Annotated in this window: 15 protein-coding genes and 2 pseudogenes; 12 read left to right on the top strand and 5 right to left on the bottom strand. The window is 67.9% G+C overall.

What is annotated here, in order from left to right; translation table 11 throughout:
• Position 1: 1 nt before the first annotated feature.
• On the top strand, positions 2-1,492 hold the full coding sequence (locus JL100_RS31805; protein ID WP_202685253.1) for a tripartite tricarboxylate transporter permease: 1,491 nt from the start codon (positions 2-4) through the stop codon (positions 1,490-1,492).
• The gene (locus JL100_RS31800) at positions 1,489-2,691 is read left to right on the top strand and encodes an MFS transporter (RefSeq protein ID WP_202685252.1); all 1,203 of its coding nucleotides are present in this window, start codon (positions 1,489-1,491) and stop codon (positions 2,689-2,691) included. Before JL100_RS31805 ends, JL100_RS31800 begins: the two co-directional genes overlap by 4 nt.
• 121 nt (positions 2,692-2,812) lie before the next feature.
• On the opposite strand, the gene JL100_RS31795 is transcribed toward JL100_RS31800, so the two are convergent.
• Positions 2,813-3,820, bottom strand: coding sequence for a hypothetical protein (locus JL100_RS31795; RefSeq protein ID WP_202685251.1), 1,008 nt, complete (start codon positions 3,818-3,820; stop codon positions 2,813-2,815).
• A gap of 70 nt (positions 3,821-3,890) precedes the next feature.
• Here JL100_RS31795 and JL100_RS31790 point away from each other — a divergent pair, with 70 nt between their 5' ends.
• Positions 3,891-4,523: a TetR/AcrR family transcriptional regulator gene (locus tag JL100_RS31790; protein ID WP_202685250.1), complete on the top strand. Its 633-nt coding sequence runs from the start codon at positions 3,891-3,893 to the stop codon at positions 4,521-4,523.
• Between the two features lie 83 nt (positions 4,524-4,606).
• On the opposite strand, the pseudogene JL100_RS31785 reads toward JL100_RS31790, so the two are convergent.
• A pseudogene (locus JL100_RS31785) lies at positions 4,607-4,792 on the bottom strand (MBL fold metallo-hydrolase); the annotation flags it as partial.
• 354 nt (positions 4,793-5,146) lie between these two features.
• Between JL100_RS31785 and JL100_RS31780 the strand changes: the two are divergent.
• The 8 genes from JL100_RS31780 to JL100_RS31745 all read left to right on the top strand — a co-directional run bounded on the left by JL100_RS31780 (position 5,147) and on the right by JL100_RS31745 (position 13,774).
• Positions 5,147-6,586 carry an aldehyde dehydrogenase family protein gene (locus JL100_RS31780; protein ID WP_202685249.1) on the top strand — a complete coding sequence of 480 codons (1,440 nt, stop codon included), beginning with the start codon at positions 5,147-5,149 and terminating at the stop codon, positions 6,584-6,586.
• A gap of 69 nt (positions 6,587-6,655) precedes the next feature.
• A complete protein-coding gene (locus tag JL100_RS31775) occupies positions 6,656-7,672 on the top strand; it encodes a TRAP transporter substrate-binding protein (protein ID WP_202685248.1) in 1,017 nt (338 codons plus the stop codon).
• A gap of 23 nt (positions 7,673-7,695) precedes the next feature.
• Complete coding sequence (locus JL100_RS31770) at positions 7,696-8,259, top strand: TRAP transporter small permease (protein ID WP_202685247.1); 564 nt, start codon at positions 7,696-7,698, stop codon at positions 8,257-8,259.
• Complete coding sequence (locus JL100_RS31765; protein WP_202685246.1) at positions 8,256-9,530, top strand: TRAP transporter large permease; 1,275 nt, start codon at positions 8,256-8,258, stop codon at positions 9,528-9,530. The genes JL100_RS31770 and JL100_RS31765 overlap by 4 nt, the downstream gene beginning before the upstream one ends.
• A gap of 14 nt (positions 9,531-9,544) precedes the next feature.
• A complete protein-coding gene (locus JL100_RS31760) occupies positions 9,545-10,654 on the top strand; it encodes a zinc-binding dehydrogenase (protein WP_202685245.1) in 1,110 nt (369 codons plus the stop codon).
• Positions 10,655-10,680: 26 nt separating this feature from the next.
• The gene (locus tag JL100_RS31755) at positions 10,681-11,877 is read left to right on the top strand and encodes a CaiB/BaiF CoA transferase family protein (RefSeq protein ID WP_202685244.1); all 1,197 of its coding nucleotides are present in this window, start codon (positions 10,681-10,683) and stop codon (positions 11,875-11,877) included.
• On the top strand, positions 11,874-12,800 hold the full coding sequence (locus tag JL100_RS31750) for an HpcH/HpaI aldolase/citrate lyase family protein (RefSeq protein WP_202685243.1): 927 nt from the start codon (positions 11,874-11,876) through the stop codon (positions 12,798-12,800). Before JL100_RS31755 ends, JL100_RS31750 begins: the two co-directional genes overlap by 4 nt.
• A 41-nt stretch (positions 12,801-12,841) precedes the next feature.
• Positions 12,842-13,774: a LysR substrate-binding domain-containing protein gene (locus JL100_RS31745; protein WP_202685242.1), complete on the top strand. Its 933-nt coding sequence runs from the start codon at positions 12,842-12,844 to the stop codon at positions 13,772-13,774.
• A 146-nt stretch (positions 13,775-13,920) separates the two neighbouring features.
• Here JL100_RS31745 and JL100_RS31740 read toward each other — a convergent pair.
• Positions 13,921-14,105: pseudogene (locus JL100_RS31740) on the bottom strand (hypothetical protein); the annotation flags it as partial.
• Positions 14,106-14,236: 131 nt separating this feature from the next.
• On the opposite strand from JL100_RS31740, the gene JL100_RS31735 reads away from it, so the two are divergent.
• The gene (locus JL100_RS31735) at positions 14,237-14,497 is read left to right on the top strand and encodes a hypothetical protein (RefSeq protein ID WP_202685241.1); all 261 of its coding nucleotides are present in this window, start codon (positions 14,237-14,239) and stop codon (positions 14,495-14,497) included.
• A gap of 114 nt (positions 14,498-14,611) precedes the next feature.
• Here JL100_RS31735 and JL100_RS31730 read toward each other — a convergent pair whose 3' ends face one another.
• Together JL100_RS31730 and JL100_RS31725 are read right to left on the bottom strand one after the other, a co-directional pair.
• On the bottom strand, positions 14,612-15,049 hold the full coding sequence (locus JL100_RS31730; protein WP_202685240.1) for a DsrE family protein: 438 nt from the start codon (positions 15,047-15,049) through the stop codon (positions 14,612-14,614).
• Between the two features lie 41 nt (positions 15,050-15,090).
• Complete coding sequence (locus JL100_RS31725; protein ID WP_202685239.1) at positions 15,091-15,684, bottom strand: rhodanese-like domain-containing protein; 594 nt, start codon at positions 15,682-15,684, stop codon at positions 15,091-15,093.
• Positions 15,685-15,763: the final 79 nt, after the last annotated feature.

The raw sequence follows: 15,763 nt of genomic DNA, 5'->3' as shown, positions 1-15,763 counted from the left end.
CATGGACATCATGACGTCTCTGCTCGACGGGTTCGCGGTAGCGCTGACCCCGGGCAATCTCGGCCTGGCCATATTCGGCTGCTTCATCGGGACCATCATCGGCGCCTTGCCGGGCATCGGCCCGGTCAACGGCGTCGCCATCCTGATCCCGCTGGCCTTCTCGCTGCAGCTCAACCCGGCCTCGTCGATGATCCTGCTGTCGTGCGTCTACTACGGGTGCATGTACGGCGGCCGCATATCGAGCATCATGCTCAACATCCCGGGCGATGAACCGGCGATCATGACGACCCTGGACGGCTATCCCATGGCCAAGTCCGGGAGGGCCTCCGAGGCCCTTGCCATATCGGCCGTCGCCTCGTTCGTCGGTGCCACGCTGGCGACGATCGGGCTGACGCTGTTTTCGCCGCTGCTTGCCGGTGCCGCCATCCATTTCGGCCCCACCGAATATTTCGCGCTCTACGTGATGGCGTTCGCGACGATCGGAGGCATAACCGGGGCCAACCCGGCCAAGACGCTGATCGCCGCCTTCCTCGGGCTGCTCCTGGCGACCGTGGGCCTCGACCCCGCCAGCGGCGTCCAGCGATTCACGCTCGGCCAGTTCGAACTCTACGACGGCTTCGACCCGATCGTGGCGATCGTCGGCCTGTTCGCCATCAGCGAGGTCCTGATCTTCCTGGAAACCTCCCACGAACCCACCGCCGCAATGCCCCGGGTGGGACGGGTGCTCCCCAGGCTGAACGACATCCGGATCAGCCTGGGCGCCATGATGCGCGGCTCGCTGATCGGCTTCGTGGCCGGCGTCCTGCCCGGGGCCGGGGCTTCGCTGGGCGCCTTCCTCTCCTACATCGCCGAGAAGCGCATCTCGGACAAGGACGGTACGTTCGGCAAGGGAGACCCGCGGGGGGTCGCCGCACCGGAGGCCGGCAACAACGCGGCGGCCGGCGGCGCGCTGATCCCGATGCTGACGCTGGGGGTTCCCGGCAGCGGCACCACGGCGGTCATGCTGGCCCTGCTGATCTCGCTCAACATCACGCCCGGCCCGCTGCTGTTCGAACGTCAGCCCGACATCGTGTGGGGCCTGATCGCCGCGCTGTACGTGGCCAACGTCGTGCTTCTCGCGCTCAATCTGCCCCTGGTCGGCATGTTCACCCGGATGCTCCTGCTGCCGACATGGGTGCTCATGCCGCTCGTCGTGATGGTCAGCTTCGTCGGCGTGTATTCGATCAGCCACAGCAGTTTCGACCTGATGGTCATGATCGGCTTCGGCCTCCTGGGCTTCGCGCTGCGCAAGCTGGATATCTCCCTGGTGCCGATCGTGCTCGGCCTCCTGCTGGGCGCCGACATGGAGAACAGTTTCCGACGGGCGCTCAGCATCAGCGACGGCGATGTCGGGATCCTGTTCCAGAGCCCGATCTCCCTGGCCCTCTACGGGGTCACGGCGGTCATGCTCGCCATCGCCATCGGGTTCGCCGTCCGGAAGAGACTGTCTTGACCGTCCGGAACGGCGCCCCGGCCGTGGACCTGTTCGGCGTCGTGGCCGAGACGACGGCGGTGCAGATGATAGCCTCGATGGCGGTGCTCCTGGTCCCTGCCATCGCCCCGGAGATCGCCCGCGTCCTCGAAGTCCCCGCGAGCATGATCGGTTACCAGATCGGGGCGCTCTACGTCGCGGCCATGGGATCGTCGCTCGTGGCCGGCGGCCTCGTCCGCCGCTACGGTGCCTGCCGGACCAGCCAGATCAGCATGGCCTGCACGGCATTGGGATGCATCGCCATCACCGTGCCCCATCTCGGCACCCTCCTGGCGGGCTCGCTCGCCATCGGGGCGGGCTACGGGCTGCCCAACCCGTCCGCGGCGCACCTCCTCGTGCGCCACGCGCCCGAGCGGCGCCGCAACCTGATCTTCTCGATAAAGCAGACCGGCGTGCCGCTGGGCGGAATGGCCGCCGGCCTGCTCGGGCCGTTCCTGGCCGTCTCATATGGCTGGCAATCGGGCCTTGTCGCCTGCGCGGCGGCCGCCGCCTGGCTGTGCCTGGTCGCCCAGCGCGTCCGCGACCGCTGGGACTTCGACCGCGCACCCGGCAGTCCCGTGCTGCGGATGCCCTTGGAAGGACTCAGGGCCGTCGCCGGCAGCCGGCGCCTGTCGTTGCTCGCCGGCGCATCCCTCTGCTTCTCCGCGATCCAGCTCAGCGTCATGAGCTTCATGGTCGTGCTCCTGGTCGAGGAGGTCGGGATCGGGCTGGTCGCGGCCGGATCCATCCTCGCGGCCTCTCAGGTCGCCGGCGTCCTTGGGCGCATCCTCTGGGGCGCGGCCGCCGATCGGACGGGCGACGCCAGCCTGGTCCTGATCTTCCTGGCGGCGATCATGGCGGGGGCGTGCGCCATGGTGGTCACGATCGGCCCGGCGTGGCCGCTTCCCCTGGTCGCGGTCGTCTTCGCGATCCTCGGGCTGACGGCGGCGGGCTGGAACGGCGTCTTTCTGGCCGAGGTCGCGAAACGCAGCCACTTCGCGCAGATCGGCGCCACGACCGGCGCGGTGATGTTCTTCACGTTCCTCGGCGTCGTCGTCGGGCCCCCGACCCTTTCCTTCGCCCATGACGCATTCGGCGGGTATGCCGCGGGCTTCATCGCATTGGCCCTGGCGGCCTTGCTGGGAGGGTCGCTGGCCTTCATGGCCCGAAGATGCCCGTGAAGGACCGGCATGTCCCGGACGGGTCCGGCTGTTGCCGCAGGATCGCCGGTACGGACCGGGGTTTCGAGGGACATGCCGGCCGTTCGGCCGCTTCGAGCTGTGGCGGCCGGCCGGGTGCCGTTCACGGCGCCTCCAGTTCCAGAATGCGCGCGCCGATCCCGTCGAGGCGGGCGAGATAGGCGGCGGGTTCGAGCAGCTGGTGCGAGAAATAGAGCCCCGGCGGGGGTGGCGGCCTGCCATCGACCCCGGCGAGCCGTTCGAGGACCATGGCGACGCCCAGCCCCGTCAGCGGCATCTGCCCCTGCGGGTGGACGACGGCATGACGGGTGCGCAGCGGCCGGCCGTCATGGTCCTCGCCGGCCAGCGCGATCACGATTTCCGTCGACATCGGTTCGCCGCGCCGGCGGGAGGAGCTCACCCCGACCGCGAGATCGAACCGCACGTTCGGCGCACCGGTCGCGTTCGCGAGGCCGAGGACGTCGTTGGGAGACAGGGCGGACGCTTCCATCACGGTGCCGTCCACGGCGCGGAAGCTCCCCTTGGCGTCGTCGCCGACGCGCCAGACATAGGCGCCGTCGCGACGGGCGAGCGCTGCGGGCATGGTCCTGGTCTGACGCTCCAGGTCGGATTCCGCTGCCGGGCCGAAGGCGTCCTCCTCGTCGAGCAGCGCGCCGATGGCGATGTCATGGACGCGGCCGAACGCCTTGGCGAATTCGAGCGTCGGGACGGTCGTGGCGCCGACCAGCCATTCGGTGCCGAGCACGACCGGCGCGGCATCGGGCTTATGGATGTAGGCCGCGACCTCGGGCGCGATCTCGGCGATGCCGGGAGAGATGCTGACGTGCGGCACGCCGCGTGCCTGGGCGAAGCGCAGCCCGGCGACCCTCTCGTCGGTGAACAGGACGGCGACGGCACCGACCGGGCGGTCGCCCAGGCCGAGATCGTCGGCGGCGAGGTCGAGCGCCACCCCTTCCGCGTTGCCAAGCCGGGCGGCGGCCTCCCGAGCCTTGGCAGGATTCCGGCCGCCGATCAGCAACGGCACGTCGGCATGGGCGGCGCGCAGGAAGCGTGCGGTCCAGTGGCCGACGATGCCGGAACCGCCGACGAGCAGAATGGGATGCGATGACATTGCTATGTCTCCTTGCGTCACGGTATAACCTACCAATCGTAGGAAAGAGACTAGCTACTGATGGTAGGTTATGCAAGAGGTCGATGACGTGAAGGGCGCTGCGCACGGTCCGTCCCCCCGGACGGCGTCGCGGCGGCTCAGCAAGGAGGAGCGGCGGCGCCAGCTGCTCGACACGGCGCTCCTGATCATCCGCGAAGAGGGGGCGGACCGCTTGACGCTCGGGCACCTGGCCGCGCGTGCCGGCGTTTCCAAGCCCGTCGCCTACGATCACTTCGGAACGCGGTCGGGCCTGTTGATCGAGCTCTACCGGTGGATCGACACCGAGCGGGTCGACGCTTTCCGGGAGGCGATGGCCGACGACCGGCGCGACCTGCGGGAAACCAGCGAGGTCCTCGCGGACGCCTACATAAAATGCGCCGCCGACACGAAGGGAGAGTTTCACGCGGTGGGGGCGGCGCTGGCGGGAAGCGAGGACAAGGCGACGGTGTTCCAGGAGCTGGTCGAAAACTGCGTCCGGATGTTCGTGGCGGTGTTGCGGCCGCACAGCAGCTTGCCGGCAGCCGATCTGGAACGCCTCTGCGTCGGTCTGGTCGGCGCGGGCGAAGCGATGTCGGCCGCGGTGGTGCGCGGCCGTTGCGGGGAGGCGGAAGCCGTCGAGACATTCGCGGCCCTGATCCGGGGCGGATTGCACGCGGCGGGGTGATCGCGCCATCCGGAAGGGCGGTCCGCAGCGCCGACGTCAGGCATGCCGCCCGCCGGCTGATCGTCGTGTGGTCGGGAACCGGCGAATGCTGGAAGCGTGGTCAGCCCAGGGACGATCTCCGCGCCCGCTTCATACGGCTCGATCCCGTTGGTGACGGGTTCGACGCTCCGCTTGATGGCTGCCGCGAAATCGCGGCGGAAATCCTGTGGAACCGGCATGCAGGAAAGGTCCGGATCGTTGCGGACGAAGAAGTCCCAATCGGCACGAGGCACCTCGCTCCCCACGACGGAGAACCGGGAGAACGGCAGCCTCCGGAGCCGAGGAGCCGCAGACCGACGAGGCGCAGGCTCCCGCCACCGCCGCGCAGCTATAGCCCCGTCCGCGGCCCCGGATCCAAGCTATAGCTTATTCCGATATCAACCTTCGTTAATCGGTATTTCCCACGTATCCTGGGCACGTCTATTCTCAAGACCACCAAGAATAAGAATGCGGCAGGGGGAGATGGAGGCGGCTCGATACGCCATTTCCGGTGGTATGACTGATCATCCTCAGTAAAACCGGCCAATAAACCCGTTTCAGCTCAATGAAAATCTCTGGACTGCGCACCAGGAGAGTGAGGGAACATGCCTTTCGACCAGATTCTCATTAATAACAATTGGTCTTCAGGGTCGGATGGCCAGACAATTCCGATGCTGAGCCCGAGCGACGGAAAGGAGATTTCCCGCATCGCCCGCGGCACCGCCGAGGATATCGACAATGCCGTCCGCGCCGCCCGCCGCGCTTTCGAGGGCGGCTGGGGCCAGACCCCGGCGCTGGAGCGGGGCCGCCTCTTGACCCGTCTCGGCCAGCGGATCCTGGAGAATGCCGAGGAACTGGCCCAGATCGAGGCGAGCGACACCGGCAAGCCGCTCAAGCAGGCCCGCGCCGACATCGTCAACGCCGCCCGGTATTTCGAATTCTACGGCGGCGCCGCCGACAAGATCCACGGCGACACCATCCCGTTCCTCGATGGCTACACCGTCATGATCCTGCGCGAGCCGCGCGGCGTGACCGGCCACATCATCCCGTGGAACTACCCCGCCCAGATGTTCGGCCGCACGCTCGGCCCCAGCCTGGCCGCCGGCAACGCCGCGGTGCTCAAGCCGGCCGAGGAGGCCTGCCTGTCCTGCATCCGGCTGGCCGAGATCGCCATGGAGATCGGCTTCCCGCCCGGCACCATCAACGTCGTGACCGGCTACGGCGAGGAAGCCGGCGCAGCGCTGGCCGCCCATCCCGGCATCGATTTCCTGTCCTTCACCGGCTCGCCAGAGGTCGGCACGCTGGTCCAGAAGGCGGCGGCGGAACACCACGTTCCCTGCGTCCTGGAGCTCGGCGGCAAGTCGCCGCAGATCGTGTTCGAGGACGCCGACCAGCGTCTGGCGATCGAGAGCATCGTCAACGCCATCGTCCAGAACGCCGGGCAGACCTGCTCCGCCGGCAGCCGCGTGCTGGTGCAGCGCTCGATCTTCGACACCTTCATCGCCGATCTCGCCCGTCGTGTCGCGGCGGTCCGCGTCGGTCCCCATGGCGACGACCTGGATTGCGGTCCCGTGATCAGCGCCGGTCAGCTCGACCGCGTCCGGGGCTTCCTGGCCCGGGCCAAGTCCGACGGCGTCCCGGTCATCGCCGAGGGGGTCATCACCGAGGGCGCTCCCGACGGCGGCTACTACGTCAAGCCGACGCTGTTCGGCCCCGTGCCGCTCAAGCACCCGCTGGCCTGCGAGGAGGTCTTCGGGCCGGTGCTGTCCGCCATCCCGTTCGACGACGAGGCCGACGCGATCCGGATCGCCAACGGGACCGACTTCGGGCTGGTCGCCGGCATCTGGACCAGGGACGGTGCCCGCCAGTTGCGCCTGGCGCGCGCGGTGCGGGCCGGACAGGTCTTCGTCAACGCCTACGGTGCCGGCGGCGGCATCGAACTGCCGTTCGGCGGCGTCAAGAAGAGCGGCCATGGCCGAGAGAAGGGCTTCGAGGCGCTGCGCGAGTTCACCGTTGCGAAGACCGTCGTCCTCAAGCACGGCTGAGCGCCCGTCAGGCCACCAGTAAAGACCAAGCAACAATAATCAACCGTAATCCCAAGGGGAGGATCGCCCATGTTGTCCCGTCGCGCCCTGTTCACTGCCTGCGCCTGCGCGCTCGCTTTCGCGGCCTTCAATGCCATGTCGGCGGAGGCCCGCGAGATGCGGGGCCGTCTGGGCCACGTCTTCGCCACCAACAGCCCGGTCGATCAGGCCAGCCAGGAATTCGCCCGCCTGATCAAGGAGCGGTCGAACGGCGAGATCGACATCTCGGTGTTCCCCAACAGCCAGCTCGGCGGCGACGAGACGCTGGGCCGCGAACTGGCGCGGGGGTCGCTGGAACTGGCGTTCCTTAATCCCGGCTCGCTGACCGGCCTGGACCCCCTGCTCGACATCCACTACCTGCCGTACATCGTCAACGACTTCGCGCAGGCCGACAAGATCTTCTACAACGAGAACGGCATCCTCCAGAAGACGCTGCGGGAAACGCTGCGCAAGCACAAGATGGAGACGCTGGGCTTCTTCGAGCTGGAGTTCCGCTCAGTCACCAACTCGCGCCGGGCGGTCGAGAAGATCGCCGATCTCCAGGGCCTCAAGCTGCGGGTGCCCGGCTCCGCCGGCATCAAGGGCTTCTTCGCCGCCGCGGGCTCCCAGCCGATCACGATGCCTTTCCCGGAACTGTTCACCGCCCTCCAGCAGGGCACGGTCGACGGCCAGGACAACGGGCCGAGCATCACCTACAACTCGCGCCTGTTCGAAGCCCAGAAGTTCATGACGACGACCAACCACGTCTACGCCATGGGCACCATCGTCGCCGGCGACCGCTTCTGGAGCCGCCTCAGCGACGAGCAGCGCGCCATGGTCCGCGACACGGCGGCGGAGGTCAGCCGCAAGCAGATCGAGAACAACCGGGCGCTCAACAAGGAATTCCTCGCCAAGATCGCGGCCGGCGGCGTCCAGGTCACCGAGCTGTCGCCCGAGACCCTCAAGGAGTTCGCCGAGTTCGGCCGGGCGCAGTGGGACGGCCTGGGCAAGATCTATGGAGAGGAGCGGGTCAAGCTGCTGCGCGCCGAGATCGCGGATCTGGACTGATGTCCATGGCGGAGCGAATCCAGATGGACCGAACCCAGATGGAACCTGGAGTCGGGGTGGCGCCGGGTCCAGGGTCCTCGGCGCTCGACCGGGTCGAACGGGGGATCTACCGGGTGGAGGCGTTCATCGCCGGGGCCTCCATCGTGGTGATGCTCGCCACCATCGTGTTCAGCGTCGTCGCGCGCTATTTCGAACTGCCGGTCCCGAACGTGAGCGAGCTTGGCATCGTCGCCATGGCCCCGCTGACCTTCGTCGGCGCAGCGCTCTGCACCTACGCCCGCGCCCATATCAGCGTCGAGATCGCCCAGCAGCTTCCCTCGAAACTGCTGCGCTCGATCGCCCACGCGGGCGCCATGCTGTCACAACTGCTGTTCGCCGGCATCTTCCTCTACGTCGCGTGGGAATTCTTCGCCTACGCGTATGAGTCCAACGAGAACCTGATCGACCTGGGCACGCCCGTGGCGGTGCCGGCCGGGTTCATGGTCCTGGGCAGCGCCCTGATGATCCTCCACGCGCTGGCCGACCTCTACCGCCTGGTCACCGGCCAGCCCCATCCGGGCTTGCCGAATTCCGGAGAATTGTCATGACGCCGATCATCTTCGGCCTGGCGATGCTGCTGCTGATCGGCGCCCCGATCGGCGTCGCCTTCGCGCTGGTCGTGCTGCTGAACGTCGAGACCTTCGACCTGTGGTTGGACAGCCTGGGTTCGGTTCCCTACGACAGCGTCATGAGCTTCCCGCTGCTGGCGATCCCGCTGTTCCTGCTGGTCGGCGAGGTCATGAACCGGGGCGGCCTGGCGGAAAGCCTGACGGCCTTCTGCGACCTGCTGCTTCGGCGCCTGCCGGCCCGGCTGGGCCATATCGCGATCGGTGCCAGCGCGCTGATGGGCGCCATCACCGGATCCTCGGTCGCGACGGTCGCCGCCATCGGCGGCACGGTCGGGCCGGAGATGGAGCGGCGCGGCTACCGGCGCGGCTACATCGCCTCCCTCGTCGCGGCGGCCGGCCTGCTCGGCGTGCTGATCCCGCCGTCGATCCCGCTGATCCTCTACGGCTCGATCGTCGGCGTGTCGATCACGGAGCTGTTCCTGGCAACGCTCCTGCCGGGCCTGGTGATGGCCTGCGCCTTCTTCGCGACCCACGCGATGCTGGCGCGCCGCGCCCTGGCGGGTGGCCGGGAAGGCGCCGCGCCCGAGACCGGGCGGACGCTGTCGCGCGGCCGCCACCATCTCCGCACCGCCTCGTCGCTGTTCCTGCCGGTCCTGGTGCTGGGCGGCATCTACAGCGGCCTGTTCACCCCGACGGAGGCGGCGGCGGTAGCGGCGCTCTACACCATCGTCGTGACGCTGCTCCAGCGGACGCTGCGGACGGACGAGTTGCCGGGGGTGTTCAGCACCACGGCGCGGACCGCAGCCGCGATCCTGACGATCATCGCCTTCACCGCCATCTTCAACCGGGCGCTGGTCCTGGCGCAGATCCCGCAGGACATCGCCAGCTTCGCCGTCAGCGTGACCGACAGCCCGCTGGTCTTCCTGGCCATGGTCAACCTCGTCCTGCTGCTGGTCGGCATGTTCATGGAGACCAACGCCGCCGTGCTGCTGATGGGACCGCTGCTGGCGCCCGCCGCCGACCGGTTCGGCATCGACCCGGTCCATTTCGGCATCATCCTGGTGACCAACATCGAGATCGGTCTGCTGACGCCGCCGCTCGCCGCCAACCTCTACGTGGCGGCGCGGACGACCGGGGCCGGCCTGCTCGAGATGGCGCCGTATTTCGGCTGGTTCCTGCTGGCGACGCTGCTGACGCTGGCCGCCATCACCTACATTCCCGCGCTGCCGCTCTGGTACCGCGTTTTCTGATCCGGAGACATCCCATGACCGCCCTTCCCACCAGCTCCCGCGCCGCTGTCCTGCGCCAGTTCGGCGAGCCGCTCCGGATCGAGGACGTGCCGGTCCCGCGCGAGATCGAGCCCGGCGCCATCCTGGCCCGGATCGAGACCTGCTCCGTCTGCGGCACCGACGTCCACCTGTCGCGCGGCACGCTGTCGCTCAAGGTCGACCTACCCATCATCATCGGCCACGAGATGGTCGGCCGGATCGTGGCGCTGGGCTCCGGCTCCGACCGCGACAGCATCGGCAACCCGCTCCGCGTCGGCGACCGGATCGTCTATACCCACACCGCCTGCGGCTCATGCTTCTACTGCACCGTCGCCCGCCAGCCGACGCTGTGCGACAACCGCAAGGCCTATATGTACGAGTCGATGGAGAAGCCGCCGTTCCTGATGGGCGGCTTCTCGGAATACGGCTACGTCCTGCCGGAATCGGGCCGCATCCGCGTGCCGGACGACGTTCCCAACGATCTCGCAAGCCTGTGCAGCTGCGCCTTCCGCTCTGTTATGAACGCCACGTCGCAGCTGGGGACGATAGCGCCGACCGATACGGTGGCGATCCAGGGCGCCGGACCGCTGGGCCTGCTCGCGGCGGCGGTCGCCAAGGTCGGCGGCGCCAGGCGGGTCATCGTGATCGGCGGCCCCTCGGCCCGGCTCGACATGGCGCTGGCCTTCGGCGCGGACGAGGTCGTCCCGGTCGAGACGACCTCCCCGGCGGAGCGCGCCGACAGGGTGCGCGAGCTGTCCGACGGGCGCGGCGCCGACATCGTCATGGAGTTCACCGGCCATCCCGGCGCGTTCTCCGAGGGGTTGGAGATCGCCCGCAAGGGCGGCCGCTATCTGGTCGTCGGCCAACTGGGCGACGCCGGCACCGAGATCAAGCCGTCGACGATCGTCAAGAAGAACCTCCAGGTCATCGGCTCCTTCTCGGGCGATGCCGCCAGCTATTGGAAAGCGTTGCAGTTCGTCCAGCGCCACCAGAAGACGATCCCGTTCGACCGCATGATCACCGGCCGCTTCCGCCTGGACGAGGTCAACACCGCCTTGGAGCGGATGCGGAAGTTCGAGGAAATCAAGCCCGTCATCGAGATCTGACCACCCATCCGACTGGAACGCGACAGATGCCGCAATACGACGAGAACAGCCGCGGCCCCTTGGATGGGGTGAGGATACTCGACCTGTCCAGGCTGGTCGCCGGCAACATGGTGACCCACGTGCTGGCCGACCAGGGGGCCGACGTGATCAAGGTGGAATATCCGCAAAAGGGCGACGACCTGCGCAACTGGCGGGTAGAGGGCGTCGAGATCTATTGGAAGGTCTATTCCCGCAACAAGCGCAGCATGGCGCTCGACATCAAGACCGAGTCCGGCAAGGACATCCTGCTGCGCCTGGTCGAGACCGCCGACGTCGTCGTGGAGAACTTCGTTCCCGGCACGCTGGAGCGCTGGGGCCTCGGGCCGGACGCGCTGCATCGGCGCAATCCCGGCCTGGTCATCCTCCGCATCTCCGGCTGGGGCCAGACCGGCCCCTATGCCAAGCGGCCCGGCTTCGGGACGCTGGTCGAGGCGATGTCGGGCTATGCCCACCTCAACGGCTATCCCGACCGCCCGCCGGTCCTGCCGCCGCTGGCGATGGCCGACATGGTCGCGGGGCTCTACGGCTCGTCGGCCGTGCTGGCCGCACTCCGCCACGCGGTCCGGGGCGAGAAGGGCGGGCAGGTGATCGACCTGTCCCTGTTCGAGCCGATCTTCTCCATGATCGGGGCGGAGGCCGCGCAGTACCGATTGACCGGCGTGCCGTCCAACCGGGCCGGCAACCAGTCGACCCATACGGCGCCGCGCAACGTCTATGTCTGCTCCGACGGCAAGTACGTGGCGATGTCCGGCTCCATGCAGTCCATGGCCGAGCGGATCTTCACCACCATCGGCCACCCCGAGCTGATCGCCGATCCCCGGTTCCGGACCAACGACGACCGCGTCCGAAACCGGGACGAGCTGGACCTGATCATCGGCGCCGTCATCGCCACCCGCACCCAGGAGCAGAACCTGGACCTGTTCGAGGCGGCGGGCGTGACCGTCGGTCCCGTCTGCTCGATCGCCGACTTGGTCGACCACCCCTTCGTCCGCGGCCGCGGGGTCATCGTCGAGCTGCCGGACGAGGACATGGGAACGCTTCCCATGCACAACGTCATTCCCCGGATGTCCGGCACGCCCGGCGGCATGCGCCGCCCGGCGCCGCGCCTCGGCCAGCACAACGCCGAGATCCTGGCGGAACTCGGGGTCGCGACGGCGGCACATGAACGGGAGATGCCGGCATGACCCGGACCTTGTCCAACAAGACGCTGCCCATCTGGCGGTCGATGCTGTTCGTCCCCGTCAACAACGAACGGTTCCTCGCCGGCGCTCCCAGGCGGGGCGCCGACGTCATCCAGCTCGACCTGGAGGACAGCATCCCGCCCGACCAGAAGGCCGAGGCCCGCGGCATGGTCCGCGCCGCCGCCGCCCGCCTGGCCCGCGAGGGCGTCCAGGTCGTGGTCCGGATCAACCGGCCGTGGCGCCAAGCCGTCGCCGACATCGAGTCCAGCGTCTGCGCCGAGGTCATGGCGCTGACGCTGCCCAAGGTGCCGGACGCCAGCCACATCCGCGCCGTCGGCGAGATCCTGGACGAGCTGGAGTTCGAGCGCGGCCTGCCCCGGGGCCACACCGGCCTCGTCGCGATGATCGAGACCGCCGACGGCCTGGGCGAGATGCGCGCCATCGCAGCATCCCCGCGCGTCCTCGGCATCACGGTCGGCGCCGAGGATCTGGCGGTGTCGATGGGCATGGTGCCCGACGACCGAAGCCTCTACGTCCCCAACGTCATGGCGGTGGCGGCGGCGCGGGCGGCCGGCTGCCTGCCGATCGGCTATGTCGGCTCGGTGGCGGACTACACCGACCTGGACCGGTTCCGCCGCGTCATCGAGGAGGCGCGCCGGCTGGGCTTCGAGGGCGGCTTCTGCATCCACCCCGATCAGGTGGCGATCCTCAACGAGGCCTTCGCCCCCTCCGCCAAGGAGGTCCAGGACGCGGAGGAGGTCATCGCGGCCTTCGAAGCCGGCCTGCGCGAGGGCAGGGGAGCCGTCCGCCACAAGGGCCGCATGCTCGACCTTCCCGTGGTCGACCAGGCGCGGGCGGTGCTGGCCCGGCACCGGGCGATATCCGCATTAGCCGTGGACAGGGGGACCGCCCGCCCGCCAGATTAGGTCGGATTCGACCGGCTACCCGAAGGACGCCGCCGCCGCAGATGGATCTTCGCCAACTCAGGTACATTATCGCGATCGCGGAACATGGCTCCATCCTCAAGGCATCGCAGGCGCTGCGCGTGGCCCAGCCGTCGATCAGCACCCACCTGCGGAACCTGGAGGAGGAGTTCGGCGTCGTCCTGTTCGAACGCTCCGCCCGCGGCGTCGTGGCGACCAGCGAGGGGCAGGAGCTGATCCGCCATGCCCGGCTGATCCTCAAGTCCGCCGACGACGCGCGGGAAAGCCTCCGGTCACGCTCCGACAACCCGGTCGGCCGCGTGACCTTCGCGATCCCGACCTCGCTGGTGACGATCCTGGCCGTTCCCCTGATCGAGCGGACCCAGGCGGAGTTGCCCAACGTGACATTGCGCGTCGTCGAGAGCATGAGCGGCTACATCGCGCAATGGTTGCTGGAGGGGCAGGTCGATGTCGGCCTTCTCTACGGCGCGCAGCCCAATTCCGGCATCGAAAGCACCAAGCTCCTGACCGAGGAGCTCTACCTCGCCGGCCGCGACGAAGCCTCCCTCGCCGGCATCGCGGAGGGAGGCGACGCGCCGTTCCACCGGCTGGAATCGCTCAAGTTCGTCCTGCCGGGAAGGGAGCACGGCCTCCGCTCGCTGGTCGAACAGTCGGCACGGCGGGCCGGCATCGGCCTGAACGTGACGATCGAGATCGACGCCTTCAGCCAGATCAAGCGCCTCGTCCGCCGCGGCGCCGGCCACACCATCCTGTCGCTCGCGGCGCTGGAAGGCGACGAGTCCGGCGCCGCCCTCTCGGTCGCGCGCATCGTGGAACCCGTCGTCGAACGCTCGGTCCACATCGCCCATGCCAACAGCCGCCCCCTGACCCGCGCCGCGCGGGAAGTGGAACGTATCGCGGTCGGCATCCTGCGGGCGGAGGCAAGCTCCGGCTGGTGGCGCGCCAAGCTCTGGTGAGGGGCCGGTACCAGGGCGCTTCCGCAAAGTCCCCGTACCGCGTGGTGATCCGGCGGAACTGAACCGCGCCGGGATTTCCGGAGGCCGATTTGGTTGACTCACGCCGCACTGCGACGTCCTCGATGTGAGCATAGTAGCGTGCTTCGGCCTCGGCGGCGGATCACCTCGGTCTTGTAGAGGCCGTTGATGGTCTCCAGCAAAGCATGATACCGCCTTCGGTGTTAGCTGAAGCTCCATATGAGTCGCCGACGCTGCCGACCGACGGCTCGACACCGGCTTCGGCTAGATGCTCGGTGTACTTTATGGCAACATATTGCGACCCACGGTCGCTCTCATCCCAGATCCGCCGGATAGCCACGCTCAGCTCAGCGTCGCTTTGCCAGCGGGCCGGCGCCTTGGACGGGTCGGTACGCCGGGTGGCATGGGCGGGGTAGGTCGACGGGGCGATCGAAGGCTCTCTCCATGCCATATGTTCTGGTCATCATGTTGGACTTCCTCGCCATCCTGGCAGCACTGGCTGCCTCTTGGCTGTGGTACTTGGCCGGCCGCCGGCCGATCCGCCGGATCTCACGCTTTGAGGAATTGAATGCGGCCGACATGAACCGCATGGTCACGGCATTCAACCGGAGCAGCATACTGAACAGGCGGGCAGCCCTCGCCTCGGCGGCATCAGCAGCTTGTGTCGCGTTGCGGTTCGTAGCTTCCTTGATGGCGGATCTGTGAAAGCCGAACGAATGACGCGGGAAGTATCTGCCGTCATCTTGACCCGCGGCATTCCGAACCTTTTTCCAGGAGAGTGGCGGGAATTCCGGTTCTCCCGCCGCATGACTTCGGCGTTCAGAACGTAAGATACCGAACGTCAGGCCGGTCCATGAATTCCCCGATTGCCGGCGGCGTCACTGGGGCCACGCCGTCAATCAAGTCGGTCGGCTTGCGGCCGTTGCTGTTCGGCAGATAGAGCGCGCAGAGTTCCACCTGCGCGCCGGCCTGAATGGCGCCCTGCAGCATCTGTTGCGGCGTCTTGCCGGACGGCTGAAGCGGTGATCCGGCATAGTCCTTGAGCGCCAAGTCGCCTCCCGGGCCGCACAGCAGCACGCGGACCGGCGTCTGCCGTTGCAGCGACTGCATGGTCAAGACCATGGCCATGCCCTGGGTCTGGGCATCGGGGCTGGTCACGACGACGAAAAGGCTGTCCTTCGCCACGGCTGAGACGGGAAGGGCCAGGCAAGCGGCTGCAAGCACGCCGGCAGCCAGGGATGCGACGCGGTTTTTCATGGGAATCTCCGGTTTGCGGAAGGCGGAATTACGGATCGCTATCAGTTCGCGGCTTTGGCAAGGTACGCCTTGCCCGGATCAATCCTGTATCCCCAAGGCAGGCCGGAGTTGCGCCAGCCGTCCACCGTGCGCACGCCCTTGCTCGGACCGCTCTTGCCCGGCTCCCCTTCGAAGCCATCGACCATGCTGTAGACCTCGGCATAGCCATGCTCGTGCAGCAGGTTGGCCACCGGCGCGCTCCGGGTGCTGCCGGACCGGCACATGATGACGATCGGCCCCGCCTTGTCCTTGCCCAGGGCGGTCAGCTTGGCCTCGAAGTCCGCCAGGAAGTTCGGGTTGCGCTCAATTTCGTATACGCCCTTCTCGGCGTTGAAGCGCTTGGCGTCCGCCACCATCCAGGGCACGTAGATGTCCGTCATCGGCGTCGATCCGGTGAACATGATCTCGATCGGATCGCGGACATCGACCAGCACGGGCTTGCGGTTTCCGGTGGTCATCATGGCGTGCGCCTCGGCCGCCGTGACATAAAGCTCGTACTTGGTCTGCATGGACGGCTGTTGCGGCCGATCGGCGGCCACGGCCGGCATTCCGGCCGCCAGCACGGTGAACAGGGCGAGGATCGGCAGCGGTCTCATGGCTTCTCCCTATCGTCAAGCCTATCGGTCCGCGCCTTATATGCTGAAACCTGAATATGAACATTGAGAAATGTCAAGA

The sequence above is a fragment of the Skermanella mucosa genome (assembly GCF_016765655.2).
In the GTDB taxonomy this organism is placed as follows: Bacteria; Pseudomonadota; Alphaproteobacteria; order Azospirillales; family Azospirillaceae; genus Skermanella; species Skermanella mucosa.
The sequence above is the reverse complement of the archived record's forward strand: the minus strand, read 5'-3'. Positions and strand labels throughout refer to the sequence as shown.